The organism is Rhodococcus ruber, from assembly GCF_016804345.1.
Lineage (GTDB): Bacteria > Actinomycetota > Actinomycetes > Mycobacteriales > Mycobacteriaceae > Rhodococcus > Rhodococcus ruber.
On the sequence record NZ_CP044211.1, the window covers coordinates 3,309,053 to 3,321,917 of the forward strand.

Consider the following 12,865-nt stretch of genomic DNA (forward strand, 5'->3'; position numbering starts at 1 on the left):
TCGGTGCCGTGGGTCACTTCAACCGCATCATTGTGATGTACGGCTCAGCCTACCGGCGGGGTGTCTCCCCGAGGCGGATACCACGCGGCGCGATTTCTCCGTTTCGCCCGACCGTTCGCGGACCGGCCCACTCGCGCGGCCCGCCGGGGCGGGCGTCCCGCGGCGCCGTCAGGTGGTGCTGCGGCCGCGCAGCAGCGCGACGACCGTCTCGGCGAGGCGGAACGGGTCGAGTGGCCGCGGCACCGCGGCCTCGGCCCGGGACCAGTCGGCGAGCCACGCGTCGTCCGGGCGGCCGGTCAGCACGACGACGGGCGGGCACTGTTCGAGTTCGTCCTTGAGCTGCTTGGCGATCCCCATCCCGCCGGCGGGGGCTGCCTCACCGTCCAGGATCGCGAGGTCGATACCGCCGGCGTCCATGCGCCGGATCACCATCGGCGCGGTCGCCACCTCGACGAAGTCGAGTTCGGGGAGCTCGGGATCGGGTCGCCGGCCCAGCGCGCGGGTGACCTGCTCGCGCGTGTCGGCGTCGTCGCTGTAGACGAGGACGCGCAGGGCGGCAGGGCGGCTGGCACTCGCGGTCGCGTCGGTCACGGGGGAAGATGCTACTGGCCGGAGCCGGTCGGTCCCGGGAGGCGAGCCGGGGCGCACCCGACCCGGGCCGGGCGTACGCCGGGCACCACCGTCGGCAGGCGACCGGTCCCCGCGCTCACCTGGTGTTACCGGGTGAGGAGAACCAGGTTGCGGCGAGGGCCGGTCACGAGGCCGATTCTACCCGCGCGGAGTGGCCTCGAACGGTCCCGGCCTCGGCCCTTCGGCACCGGCGACGGCCGGGGCGTACCGGTGTTCCGGCAGCACCAGCATGCGGGCGTACGCGATGGCCCGGGGTGTGGTCGCGAAGACGTGCCGCTCCTCGCTGTCCTTGGTGGTGAACACCCCCAGGGCGGACAACGGCCGCAGATGTTCGGGCCTGGCCCCGGAGATCAGCACCGTGATGTGCCGGTGCTCGAGCTTGGTGATGGCGTCCTTGAGGACGATCGCACCGGTGGCGTCGATGGCCGTCACGCGGGACATGCGCAGGATCACGACCTTGACGTCCGTGACATCGGCGAGCTCGAGCAGGAACCGGTGGGCCGCGGCGAAGAACAGGGCGCCGTCGATCCGGTACGCGACGATGTGCTCGCGCAGCAACTCGTGTTCCTCGTCGGCGTGATCCCCGTCCTCGTCGAGGGGAACCTGCTCGATCCGGGCGGACCTCGCGACCGCCCGCAGCGCGAGAACCGCAGCGAACCCGACACCGATCGCCACGGCCGTCACGAGGTCGAGGGCGACGGTGACCAGGAACGTCACCGTCATGACGATCGCATCCGCGCGGCTGGCCCGCGTGATCGCGACGATCGAGGCGGTTTCGACCATGCGCACGGTGGTGGCGAGCAGAACCCCGGCGAGGGCGGCGAGCGGGATCTGCGCGACGAGCGGCGAGGCGAGGTAGACGATGCCGGCGAGGATGACGGCGTGGGTGAGGGCGGACAGCCGGGACCGCGCCCCCGACCGGACGTTGACGGCCGTGCGTGCGATCGCGCCCGTGGCCGGAACGCCGCCGAACAGGGGGGCGGCGATGTTGGCCAGGCCCTGCCCGAACAGCTCTCGGTCCGGGTCGTGCCGGGTGCCGACGCTCATCGAATCCGCGGCGGTCGCGGACAGCAGGGATTCGAGGGCCGCGAGCGCGGCCACCGCGAGCGCCGGCGCGAGGAGCGACGTCAGCTCGCCGAGGTCGAGGAATCCGAGGCTGGGGGCACCGAAGCCGGACGGGATGGCCCCGATCCGCGTGACGTCCAGATGGAACAGCTGTGCGACGACGGTGGCCAGCACCACTGCGACGAGCGAGAACGGCAGCTTCGGCAGGTACCGGCCCCCGATCAGGATGGCCGTCGCGACGAGCACCGCCACGGCTGCGGGCAGGAGGGACGGCCGGTCGGCGAACTGTCGGACGGCGTCGAACGCGCTCTGCCACACCTTCTCCCCCTCGGCGTGGGCGATGCCGAGCGCGGCCGGGACCTGCTGCAGGGCGATGACGACGGCGATCCCGGCGGTGAAGCCCTCGATCACCGGGGCGGGCATGAAGCGCACCGCCCGGCCGATGCCGGCGAAGGCGAGAACCACGAGAACGACGCCGGCGACGAGTCCCACCGCGAGGACGCCGGAGGCGCCGTGCTCGTGGAAGATCGGCACCAGGACGACGGTCATCGCGCCGGTCGGGCCCGACACCTGGAAGCGGGAGCCGCCGAACACGGCGGCGACCGCACCCGCGACGACGGCGGTCGCGAGCCCCGCCGCGGCCCCCAGTCCGGAGCTGATGCCGAAGCCGAGCGCGAGGGGCAGGGCGACGAGGGCGACGACGAGCCCCGCGGTCAGATCGGCGCGGGGCGAACGCAGGGCCGGTTTCCACTCACCCCAGCGTGGCATCAGCGCGGCGACCGACCGTGCGGCGCGAGCCACGACGGGGCCGGCTCCCGTCGCCTCTTCTCCGGTGCGCCCGGTCTCCGCATCGTGCTGTTCCGTCGACATCGACATCGTGCCTCCACCACAAACAACAACTAAGAACTTAATAAAGTCTGCAATCAATGCGCGCGTGGCGCCCCGGGTGAGCGGCCGGCTCAGCCGCGGGCCCGGACCCCCGCCGGTTCGGCAACATCGTCCTCGAGCAGTTCTGCCTGTCCGGCGACCACACCGGTGAGGATGGCGCGGGCGACGCCCAGCAGTTCCGCGACCCGCGGCGACGTCAGGGCGTAGGTCACCGACAGCCCTTCCCGGCGCGCAGTGACCAGCCCCGCACGCCGGAGGATCGCCAGCTGCTGGGACAGGTTCGCGGGTTCGATCCCCACCTCGGGCAGCATCTCGGAGACCGCGTGGTCGCGCTCGCTGAGCAACTCGAGGACCCGGATGCGGGCCGGATGCCCGAGCGTCTTGAAGAAGTCCGCCTTCATCCGGTAGAGGGGCTGACGTGCCTGCGCGACCATCACCGTTCCCGTCGTCCGAGCCACCGCAAGACGAGCGGTGCGTGTACTTGCGCAGTTTAGCAATCAGCAATACCGGGGCGCGCGTGACATGAGACACGTCGGGGCACCGCCGCACCGGGGGCGCGAGCACCGGGCATGCGGAGCAGGTCAGGAACGCGCGGCGCGCTCGAGTCGGGCGAGGCTCGCGGACATCTGCTCGGCCGAGACCCGCGGGAGCCGCACCCGGCGCAGGTACGCGGTGTCGGTCACCGCGGACCAGTCGCAGGTCTGTCGCACGGCGGTCCCCCCGGCCGCCTCGGCGAAGGTCCATTCCCATCGGATGCCGAGCGGCGGGGTGTCCGGGTTGGCGGGCAGCCAGGCGAGCAACCTGCCGGGTTCGAACGCCACCACGTGATTGACCACCGGATACGCCGTGCCCCCGGGAAAGTGCACCTGCGCGACGAAGTGCTGCCCGACGGCGGTGATCCGGGGCTGCCCCGCGGGGACGATCAACGTCCCCGAACCGTCGATTTCACTGTGCCGCAAAGGATTCCGGAGCACCTCGAACAGCGCCGCGACCGGAACCGGTAGCGTGGCCGCGACCCCGAGTGAGGTCGGGGTCCGCTTTACCCGCACCCCGGCCACACCGACGTCGCCGCTCCTCGTCTCCTCGCCCCCACCGTGCACACCGACATCGTGCCACCTGCGGCGCACACCCGAGCAGGCGGGCGTGATCCCGGCCGGACGCGCATATCCCGCCGGGCGGCGGGGTATGCGTGCGAAGGTGGAACCGCCACCGATCACGGGAGGAAGCACATGATTGTCCGCAGAATCGCCCGCCCCATGCTTGCGTCGGTCTTCGTAGCCGGAGGCATCGACGCGCTGAGAGACTCGTCCACCAAGGCGGCGGCCGCGCAGCCGGGACTCGACCGGGCGGTGGGCATGCTGCCCGACACGGTGACGGGGAAGCTCCCGGACACGGTGAGCGAGAAGATCACGAACGATCCCGAGACGCTCGTGCGGATCAACGCCGCCGTGCAGATCGGGGCGGGTGCGCTGCTCGCGGTGGGCAAGGCCCCGCGGCTGGCGGCGCTCGCACTGGCCACCACGCTCGTCCCGACGACGGTGGCGGGCCACGACTTCTGGAACGTCGAGGACGCGGAGGCCCGCGCCATCCAGCGCACCCAGTTCCTCAAGAACGTGAGCCTGCTCGGCGGACTGATCATCACCGCGGTGGACACCGAGGGCAAGCCGTCGCTGGGGTGGCGCGGACGGCGGGCCGCACGACGCGCCCAGGAGGCCGTCGCCGGCGTCCTGCCCCATCAGGACGACGCCGCGGGCGAGGCGGTGACCGAGAGCCTGCACAAGGTGGCCGAACGGGTGCGGACCCTGTCGGAGGAGGCCTCGGACAGGGCCGGCACCGCCCGCGAACGCGGAAGCCACCTGCTCGACGTCGCCCGCGAGCGCGGCCCGGAACTCGCCGAGGTGGCCCGCGAACGCGGCACGCACCTGCTCGACGTCGCCCGCGAGCGCGGCCCGGAACTCGCCGAGGTCGCCCGCGAACGCGGCACCGGCCTGCTCGACGTCGCCAAGGAACGCGGCCCCGAACTCGCCGAGGTCGCCCGCGAACGCGGCACCGGCCTGCTCGACGTCGCCAAGGAACGCGGCCCCGAACTCGCCGAGGTCGCTCGCGAACGCAGCGCGCTGCTGTGGGGCACGGCCCGTGAACGCGGCCCCGAGCTGGCCAAGGTCGCCCGGGAGCGGGCGCTGACGGCGGAGGAACGGTCCCTGCTGCGGGCCCAGCAGGCCCGGCACCGCGCCGAAGAGGCCCTCACCCGCGCCCGCCTGCAGCTGCAGCGCTGACCGCACGGTTCGGTCCCGCACCCGGTGATTCTGCGCGGGTGCGGGACCGGCACTAGACTTCTTGGGCACTTCGTCGCGGCGCACCCGTCGCCCCGTCCGACCCCGAGGAGACCCCTTGCCGGCCGATGGCCTGTCCCACCCCGACCATGAGCGTGAGCAGGTCTACCTGTCGATGCTGTACGGCCACCTCGACTCCATGCGGGCCTACGCGCAGACCCGCCTGAGCCGTGTCCTGCTCGACACCGGCGGCACCCCCCAGGCCCGCAGTGAGCGGGAGTCCTTCACGCAGCTGTACACCGAGGACATCGCGAAGTACGACGCGGCCGAGCACGGACTGTGCTTCGGCCGCATCGACGTCCGCGACGACGAGGACGGCGACGCGACGGAGGTGCGGTACGTCGGCCGCCTCGGCATCCTCGACGAGACGAACGACTACGAGCCGCTGCTGCTGGACTGGCGGGCGCCGTTGGCGCGGCCGTTCTACCTGGCGACGCCGGCGGCGCCGGAGGGAGTGACACGGCGCCGGCACATCCGGTCACGCCGCCGGGCGATCACCGCCCTCAACGACGAGTACCTCGATCTCGACGCGGCCCAGGCGCACGACGCGACCGTCTCGGCGGGCGGTGTCGCCGGCGAGTCGGCACTGCTGGCCGCGCTGAACGCCGCGCGCACGGGGCAGATGCAGGACATCGTCGCGACGATCCAGGCCGAGCAGGATGCGATCATCCGGTCCGAGCACAAGAGCGTGCTCGTCGTGCAGGGGGGTCCCGGCACCGGGAAGACCGCCGTCGCCCTGCACCGGGCGGCGTTTCTGCTGTACACCTACCGTCGGCAGCTCGCGAAGAGCGGTGTGCTCATCGTCGGACCGAACTCGACATTCCTGGACTACATCGGGCAGGTGCTGCCCTCCCTCGGTGAGACCGGCGTGCTGCTGTCGACGATCGGTGACCTGTACCCCGGGGTGCGTGCGACCGTGGAGGACTCGCTCGAGGCGGGCACCGTCAAGGGCTCCCTCGACATGGTCGAGGTGCTGAAGAAGGCGGTGCGGGATCGTCAGGAGGTTCCGGCGACGCCGATCCCCCTCGTCTTCGACACCTACCGGCTGACGCTCGACCGGAAGACGGTCACCCGGGCCCGCGGACGGGCCCGGTCGTCGCGGCGGCCGCACAACCTGGCCCGTCCGATCTTCGTCGCCGCGGTGGTGGACGCCCTCGCCGACCAGCTCGCGTCGATCATCGGTGCCGATCCGGTCGGCGGGGCGAATCTGTTGAGCCGCGAGGACATCGACGACATCCGTACCGAGATGCGGTCGGACCGGGACATCGTGGCGGCGATCGACTCGCTGTGGCCGCAGCTGAGCCCGCAACAGGTGCTCGCCGAGCTGTTCGCCTCGCGGGAACGGCTCGCGTCGGCGGCACCGGAACTCGACGAGAACCAGCGCGAGCTGCTGCTGCGCCCGACCGCGACGCGCGTGTTCAGCGCCGCGGACGCACCCCTGCTCGACGAACTCGCCGAACTGCTCGGAGTCGACGATGCCGCCGAACGCGAGCGGGCCGCGCGGCAGTGGCGCAGGCAGATCGCCGACGCGCAGGGCGCCCTGGACATCCTGACCGGGTCGGCGCCGCAGGATCTCGAGGACGACCTGGACCCGGAGATCCTGATGGCGTACGACCTGATCGACGCCGACCAGCTCGCGCAGCGGCAGGGCCGGTCGAGCCACGAGACCACGGCCGAGCGCGCCGCCGGGGACCGCACCTGGACGTACGGGCACGTGATCGTCGACGAGGCGCAGGAGTTGTCCGCGATGGCCTGGCGGATGCTGATGCGGCGCATTCCGAACCGCTGGATGACCCTGGTCGGGGACACCGCCCAGACGGGGGATCCGGCCGGGTGCTCGTCCTGGCAGCGGATCCTCGAGCCGTACGTGGCCAATCGGTGGAAGAAGGCCGAGCTGACCGTCAACTACCGCACGCCCGCGGAGATCATGGAGATCGCCCACGCGGTGCTCGCCGAGATCGACCCGCATCAGGTGCCGCCCCGCTCGGTGCGCGAGTCGGGATTCGCGCCGTGGGCCCGGCACGTCGTCGAGGACGACCTGCTCGAGGCCGTGTGCAGCGCCCTCGCGGACGACGACGGGCCGGGTCTGACCGCGGTGATCGCGCCGCACGAGCTGGCGGCGCAATGGGATCACCTGCGGTCGGATTCGGTGCGGGTGTCCACGGTGAGGGAGGTCAAGGGCCTGGAGTTCGACTCGGTGCTGCTGGTGGAGCCGGCCGCCATCGTGGCGGAGTCGCCTCGCGGGCTCAACGACCTGTACGTGGCGCTCACCCGCGCCACCCAGCGGCTCGGAGTGCTGCACACCGGGGAGCTGCCCGAGTCGCTGACGGCACTGGCGACGCCGGCCCGGTCGTGAGGGGTCGTCGATGTGCCGTGTCGACGTCCGCCCCGTCCCGGCAGGCGGTATGTTGCGGGCGAACGTGCGGCCGGTCGGAACGGGAGGCGGGGCGGTGAGGAAGGCGTGGCCTCGAAGGGATCGGACACGGAGGGATCGGACACGGAGGCACTGGACACGGAGGCACTGGACACGGCTCCTGGCAGGGTCCGGGCTCCTCGCCGCGGCGGTGGGATGCGCGGGGACCTCGGCGTCCGACGACTCCGGGCCCTCCGTCCCGGTGACGGTCCCGATGGCGGCCGCTCCGGTCGAGGCAGCGGCGCTGGACGGGCCGGCCCTGCGGTTCAAACAGGCCCTGGCCGAGGTGGGGCTGGCCGCCGGCGTGCCCGACGAGACGCTCGTGGCGCTCGTCCGCGGGACGTGTGCACAGCTGGCTGCCGGACTGCCGGAAGACCAGGTCCTCGGTTCGGTCCGGCCGGTCGCGGCCTTCGCGGCGTCCGTCTCGCGGGCGTCGTTGCAGGGCGACGATGCCGCCCGGTTCTACGTGGGTGCCGCCCGCGAGACGTACTGCTGACCCGGGGGTCAGCGCACGGTGTGCACGATGAGCACGTCCGAGGTGGACTTGCGGGCGAGGTCGGACGGGACGGACCCGAGCAACCGGCCGGTGAGGGTGTTCAGGCCCCGGTTGCCCACCACGAGCAGGTCCGCTTCCACTTCCGCGACCAGTTCGAGGAGCGAGTCGACGGGCGCCCCGACGACGGCCCGTTCCAGAACGTTCTGGGCGCCGGCCGCGTGTGCCTTCTCCCGGGCGGTGCGCAGGATGTCGTACGTGGGCGCCGATCCGGTCACCTGGTAGGCGTCGTCCCCGAGCACGTCGGCGGCGCGGGCGCTGTCCTTCGGATCCACCGGGTAGTAGGCGCACGCGATGACGAGGCGGGCCTCGGCGTCACCGGCGAGAGCTGCCGCCTTCTCGACGGCCCGGTACGACGACTCGGAACCGTCGGTGCCGACGACTACGGTCCGGTAGGCGCTCATGCAATCCTCCATGAAGTTGGTCGGGTCTGGCCGGCGGGCGACCGTCGATGCGTCCCCCCTCCGACTGCTGCGTAGACAGTAACGGCCGATCGGACGGGTCCGGCAGCCTTTGGGGTGGATCCCACAGACCTGCCGGCGTGCGCTCGACGCCACTGACCGCCGTTGACGTTACCGTGCGTCACCGTAACGCGGGCCGAACATCTGCGCGGGGAACACGCCGGACTCCACGAGGGCGTCCCGCCAGGGCAGCGCGAGCTCGATCAGCCGATCGGCCTTGCTCTCGCCCAGCGCCGCCCACGGCGCCGCCGCGAGGTCGTCGGTCAGGTCCTCGACGAGTTCGCGGACCTCGAAACCCTCGTCGGTGAGCTCACCGGCGCGGTCGAGCAGTCCGCGGGCACGCAGCGCCGTCGCCGCGGCAGTCCACTCCTCCGCGCTCCAACCGCGGCGCGCGCGGGCGAAGTCCTCGCTGAACCCGATGCCTGCGGCGGTGTGGGTGACGAGGGCTTCGATGCCGGTGAGTCCGGCGGTCTGCAAGGCGGCGACGTGCCCGTCACCGCGGTACTCGCGCAGCAGGGTCAGCGCGTGCCACAGAACCAGGTGCGGGGCGTCCGGCCACGGCAGGTCGGCATGCCCGGCGTACAGCGGCCGGCCCTCCGGCCCGGGGACCGCCCGGGCGGCGCTCGCCGCGAGTTCCGCCGCCTCGTGCATCTCCGGGGAGTCGAGCACCTCGGCACCGAGGATCCGGGCCAGTGCCTCGTCGATGCCGCGCAACCGGGCGGCGACGACGGCGTCGGGAGTGGCCAGCTGCCAGGCGCGCGGGATCGCGGACGCGACCAGGCGGGGACTGAAGTTGTAGAAGGTGGCGGTCACGACGCCGGCGCCGACGGCGCCGAGCGCGGCGGAACGCGCCGCGAAGTACCGCATCCGGCCGCCTTCGAGGCCGGTGTCGCCGAGGGCGGCGTCGACCTCGGGGGCGAAGTACCCGACGGAGTGGATCAGTTCGAGGGCACGGGCGGTGCGGCCGGCAGACTGTGGGTCCATGCCGCAGACGCTACGCGAGACCCGCGGCATCCATCCCGCGCAGTTCCTTCTTCAGGTCGGCGATCTCGTCGCGCAACCTTCCGGCCAGCTCGAACTGCAGCTCGCGGGCGGCGTTCATCATCTGGTCGGTCAGTTCCTGCACCAGGTCGGCCAGTTCGGCGCGGGGCATGGACTTCACGTCGCGGCCCTCGTAGACGCCGGCGCTCACGGCCCGACCGGATTCCCCCGGTGCGCGGCGGCCGCGGGAGGCGTTGCGGCCCGAGCCGCCGACCTCCACGGTGTCGTCGGCCTCCTCGTAGACCTGGTCGAGGATGTCGGCGATCTTCTTGCGCAGCGGCTGCGGGTCGATGCCGTGCTCGAGGTTGTAGGCGATCTGCTTCTCGCGGCGACGCTCGGTCTCCTCGATGGCGCGCGCCATCGAGTCGGTGACCTTGTCGGCGTACATGTGGACCTCGCCGGAGACGTTGCGCGCCGCGCGGCCGATGGTCTGGATGAGGCTGGTCGTCGACCGCAGGAACCCTTCCTTGTCGGCGTCGAGTATCGCCACGAGCGAGACCTCCGGCAGGTCGAGGCCCTCGCGGAGGAGGTTGATACCGACGAGGACGTCGTACTCGCCGAGCCGCAGCTGCCGGAGCAGCTCGACCCGCCGGAGGGTGTCGATGTCCGAGTGCAGGTAGCGCACCCTGATGCCGAGCTCGAGCAGGTAGTCGGTGAGATCCTCGGACATCTTCTTGGTCAGGGTGGTCACGAGCACCCGCTCGTCCCGCTCGGCGCGTTCGCGGATCTCGTGCACGAGGTCGTCGATCTGGCCCTTGGTGGGCTTGACCACGACCTTCGGGTCCACCAGCCCGGTCGGGCGGATGACCTGTTCGACGAATTCACCGCCGGCCTGCCCGAGTTCGTAGGGACCGGGGGTGGCCGAGAGGTACACGGTCTGGCCGATGCGTGCGGCGAACTCCTCCCAGGTCAACGGGCGGTTGTCGACGGCCGAGGGTAGCCGGAACCCGAACTCGACCAGGTTGCGCTTGCGCGACATGTCCCCTTCGTACATGGCGCCGATCTGCGGGACGGTGACGTGGGACTCGTCGATGACCAGCAGGAAGTCCTCCGGGAAGTAGTCGATCAAGGTCGCCGGCGCGGAACCGGCCGGCCGGCCGTCGATATGCCTCGAGTAGTTCTCGATGCCGGAGCAGAACCCGACCTGCCGGATCATCTCCAGGTCGTACTGGGTGCGCATGCGCAAGCGCTGCGCCTCGAGCAGTTTGCCGCGGTTCTCGAGGTCGGCGAGCCGGTCCTCGAGTTCGGCCTCGATGCCCGTCACGGCCCGTTCCATCCGTTCCGGTCCCGCGACGTAGTGGGTGGCCGGGAAGATCCGCAGCGAGTCCACCTTGCGCACCACGTCCCCCGTCAGGGGATGCAGGTAGTAGAGGGCATCGATCTCGTCGCCGAAGAACTCGATGCGCACGGCGAGCTCCTCGTAGGCGGGGATGATGTCGACGGTGTCGCCCTTGACTCGGAACGAGCCGCGGGTGAACGCCATGTCGTTGCGGGTGTACTGCACGTCCACCAGCAGGCGCAGCAGGGCGTCCCGGGGCACCTCCACCCCGACCTCGAGTGCGATCGAGCGGTCCAGGTACGACTGCGGCGTGCCCAGGCCGTAGATGCACGACACCGACGCGACCACCACGACGTCACGGCGGGAGAGCAGCGCCGAGGTCGCCGAGTGCCGCAGCCGTTCCACGTCGTCGTTGATCGAGGAGTCCTTCTCGATGTAGGTGTCGGTCTGCGCGATGTACGCCTCGGGCTGGTAGTAGTCGTAGTACGAGACGAAGTACTCGACGGCGTTGTGCGGCAACATCTCCCGTAGCTCATTGGCGAGCTGGGCGGCGAGGGTCTTGTTCGGGGCCATCACCAGGGTGGGGCGCTGCACCCGCTCGATCAGCCACGCGGTGGTGGCCGACTTGCCGGTGCCGGTGGCGCCGAGCAGCACCACGTCCTTCTCCCCCGCCTGCAGGCGGCGCGTGAGTTCGTCGATCGCGGCCGGCTGGTCCCCGGCGGGTTGGTGGTCGCTGACCACCTCGAACCGGCCCTCGGTTCGTTCGATCTCCCCCACCGGGCGGAACTCGGAGTGGGCGACAACGGGATGCTCGCTTGCGAACGCCATGGGAACCAGGGTAGGCGGCGGCACCGACAATGCCGATCGGCGGCGGGGACCCGGTGCGTGGCCGCCGGGACACGGAGTCGTCCGCCGGGACACGGAGTCGTCCGCCGGGCATGATCGGTCGGACCGGCCCGCCGTCCACCGCCGGCTCTCGTCGGACAGTCCGTCCGGGAGACCGCGACCTCCAGGGGGTACCCGTGAACGCTCGCAACGATCCGAAGCCCGCGGTGGCGCCGCCACCGGACTACCGGGTCCACACCCGGCTGGACCTGAAGAACGACACGCGGGCGGTCGCGGCCGTGCGGACCGTCCTCGTTCTCACCGTCGCCGTCCTCTTCGGCGCGGCGGTACTCCTGGACCTGCCGCTGCGGAGCGGCTGGGGCACGGCGCCGACGGTCGTCGTCACCGTCGTGGCGTGTCTCGGCTACCTGGCGGTGCACGAACTGACCCACGGCCTGGTCTCCCGGATCCTCTCCGGTGTGCGTCCGACGTACGCGGTGCGGTTCCCCTTCCTGACGACGGGCAGCGACGCCTGGCTCACGCGGAACGCGGCCGTGACCGTCACGCTCGCTCCCGTGGCGCTGTGGGGCGCGGTCCTGGTGGCCCTGCTGTTCACCGTGCCCGTCGACGTCGTTCTCACCGTCTTCGTCGTCACGGTGGTGAACTTCGCGGGGTCCGCCGGCGACTACGTCCAGGCCGGCGCGCTGTGGCGGCTGCCCGCCTCCGCGCTCGTGCAGGACAACGGGCACGAGACGACGACGGCGGTGCCGGCCGGGCCGACGCCGGCCGGGCCGACGGGCCGGTAGGTCCGGCACCGTCGGGTTCGCCGGGTCGGACCACAGTAACGTTCAGGTCATGTCCGAGGCGAAGCTCCACCACGTCAAGGTCGAGACCTTCGACGTGGCCGCGCATACCAACGTCGACCCGAAGGGCTTCGTGCGGAAGGTGGAGGTGTATCGCGTCGAGCAGTGGGGTCTGTACATGGCACGGCCCGCCGACCACCCGCAGTTCGGGTATCTCGAGTCGTGGCTGCTGCCGGAGCTGGGCCTACGTGCCTCGATCTTTCACTTCCGGCCCGGCTTCGAGCGCGACCAGGACCGGTACGTCGACATCGGCGAGTTCTGGCGCGACGGGGACGTGTGGCATTCGCGTGATCACTACCTCGACCTCGTGGTGCGCACCGGACGCGACACCGCCGTCGAGGACGTCGACGAGTTGCTCGCCGCCGCGGCGGCGGGTCTGCTCGATCCCGGGACCGCCGAGCGCGCGGTGCAACGAGCGTTGCGGGCGGTCGACGGCATCGCCACGCACGGCCACGACCTCGACGCGTGGCTGGCCGCGCTGGCCATGCCGATCAGCTGGCGCTGAGCCGCCGCT

The 12,865-nt window shown here is 71.6% G+C and carries 12 protein-coding genes; 5 read left to right on the forward strand and 7 right to left on the reverse strand.

The genetic code is table 11. The annotated features are described in order from the left end of the window. Positions 1–168: 168 nt before the first annotated feature. From F1734_RS15170 to F1734_RS15185, 4 genes are all read right to left on the reverse strand, one after another. Complete coding sequence (locus F1734_RS15170) at positions 169–591, reverse strand: Rv3143 family two-component system response regulator (RefSeq protein WP_010595342.1); 423 nt, start codon at positions 589–591, stop codon at positions 169–171. 177 nt (positions 592–768) lie between these two features. Then, positions 769–2,571 carry a SulP family inorganic anion transporter gene (locus tag F1734_RS15175; protein ID WP_017681314.1) on the reverse strand — a complete coding sequence of 601 codons (1,803 nt, stop codon included), beginning with the start codon at positions 2,569–2,571 and terminating at the stop codon, positions 769–771. A gap of 83 nt (positions 2,572–2,654) precedes the next feature. Beyond that, entirely contained in the window at positions 2,655–3,017 is a 363-nt protein-coding gene (locus tag F1734_RS15180; RefSeq protein ID WP_010595340.1) for an ArsR/SmtB family transcription factor, read from the reverse strand. A gap of 147 nt (positions 3,018–3,164) precedes the next feature. Continuing rightward, entirely contained in the window at positions 3,165–3,683 is a 519-nt protein-coding gene (locus tag F1734_RS15185; protein ID WP_029540106.1) for an SRPBCC family protein, read from the reverse strand. Positions 3,684–3,812: 129 nt separating this feature from the next. On the opposite strand from F1734_RS15185, the gene F1734_RS15190 reads away from it, so the two are divergent. From F1734_RS15190 to F1734_RS15200, 3 genes are all read left to right on the forward strand, one after another. Then, positions 3,813–4,859 carry a DoxX family protein gene (locus F1734_RS15190; protein ID WP_048771065.1) on the forward strand — a complete coding sequence of 349 codons (1,047 nt, stop codon included), beginning with the start codon at positions 3,813–3,815 and terminating at the stop codon, positions 4,857–4,859. Positions 4,860–5,031: 172 nt separating this feature from the next. Then, positions 5,032–7,272, forward strand: coding sequence for a HelD family protein (locus F1734_RS15195; RefSeq protein ID WP_099528191.1), 2,241 nt, complete (start codon positions 5,032–5,034; stop codon positions 7,270–7,272). A gap of 271 nt (positions 7,273–7,543) precedes the next feature. Continuing rightward, on the forward strand, positions 7,544–7,825 hold the full coding sequence (locus tag F1734_RS15200; protein ID WP_010595334.1) for a DUF732 domain-containing protein: 282 nt from the start codon (positions 7,544–7,546) through the stop codon (positions 7,823–7,825). Positions 7,826–7,833: 8 nt separating this feature from the next. Here the strand turns inward: F1734_RS15200 and F1734_RS15205 are convergent, their stop codons facing one another. The 3 genes from F1734_RS15205 to uvrB all read right to left on the reverse strand — a co-directional run bounded on the left by F1734_RS15205 (position 7,834) and on the right by uvrB (position 11,491). Next, positions 7,834–8,286 (reverse strand): universal stress protein, encoded by a 453-nt coding sequence (locus tag F1734_RS15205; RefSeq protein WP_010595333.1) that lies wholly within the window; start codon positions 8,284–8,286, stop codon positions 7,834–7,836. Positions 8,287–8,454: 168 nt separating this feature from the next. Next, the gene (locus F1734_RS15210) at positions 8,455–9,327 is read right to left on the reverse strand and encodes an SCO6745 family protein (protein ID WP_029540105.1); all 873 of its coding nucleotides are present in this window, start codon (positions 9,325–9,327) and stop codon (positions 8,455–8,457) included. Between the two features lie 10 nt (positions 9,328–9,337). After that, on the reverse strand, positions 9,338–11,491 hold the full coding sequence (gene uvrB / locus F1734_RS15215) for an excinuclease ABC subunit UvrB (RefSeq protein ID WP_010595331.1): 2,154 nt from the start codon (positions 11,489–11,491) through the stop codon (positions 9,338–9,340). Between the two features lie 194 nt (positions 11,492–11,685). Here uvrB and F1734_RS15220 point away from each other — a divergent pair, with 194 nt between their 5' ends. Together F1734_RS15220 and F1734_RS15225 are read left to right on the forward strand one after the other, a co-directional pair. Next, on the forward strand, positions 11,686–12,294 hold the full coding sequence (locus tag F1734_RS15220) for a DUF3267 domain-containing protein (RefSeq protein WP_026137900.1): 609 nt from the start codon (positions 11,686–11,688) through the stop codon (positions 12,292–12,294). A gap of 49 nt (positions 12,295–12,343) precedes the next feature. After that, entirely contained in the window at positions 12,344–12,856 is a 513-nt protein-coding gene (locus F1734_RS15225; RefSeq protein WP_010595329.1) for a ribonuclease FAU-1 family protein, read from the forward strand. Positions 12,857–12,865: the final 9 nt, after the last annotated feature.

Coding starts and splice junctions, on each gene's coding strand:
- F1734_RS15175 (WP_017681314.1), bottom strand. CDS start 2,571: ATGTCGATGTCGACGGAACAGCACGATGCGGAGACCGGGCGCACCGGA.
- F1734_RS15180 (WP_010595340.1), bottom strand. CDS start 3,017: ATGGTCGCGCAGGCACGTCAGCCCCTCTACCGGATGAAGGCGGACTTC.
- F1734_RS15190 (WP_048771065.1), top strand. CDS start 3,813: ATGATTGTCCGCAGAATCGCCCGCCCCATGCTTGCGTCGGTCTTCGTA.
- F1734_RS15195 (WP_099528191.1), top strand. CDS start 5,032: ATGCTGTACGGCCACCTCGACTCCATGCGGGCCTACGCGCAGACCCGC.
- F1734_RS15200 (WP_010595334.1), top strand. CDS start 7,544: ATGGCGGCCGCTCCGGTCGAGGCAGCGGCGCTGGACGGGCCGGCCCTG.
- F1734_RS15205 (WP_010595333.1), bottom strand. CDS start 8,286: ATGAGCGCCTACCGGACCGTAGTCGTCGGCACCGACGGTTCCGAGTCG.
- F1734_RS15210 (WP_029540105.1), bottom strand. CDS start 9,327: ATGGACCCACAGTCTGCCGGCCGCACCGCCCGTGCCCTCGAACTGATC.
- uvrB (WP_010595331.1), bottom strand. CDS start 11,491: ATGGCGTTCGCAAGCGAGCATCCCGTTGTCGCCCACTCCGAGTTCCGC.
- F1734_RS15225 (WP_010595329.1), top strand. CDS start 12,344: ATGTCCGAGGCGAAGCTCCACCACGTCAAGGTCGAGACCTTCGACGTG.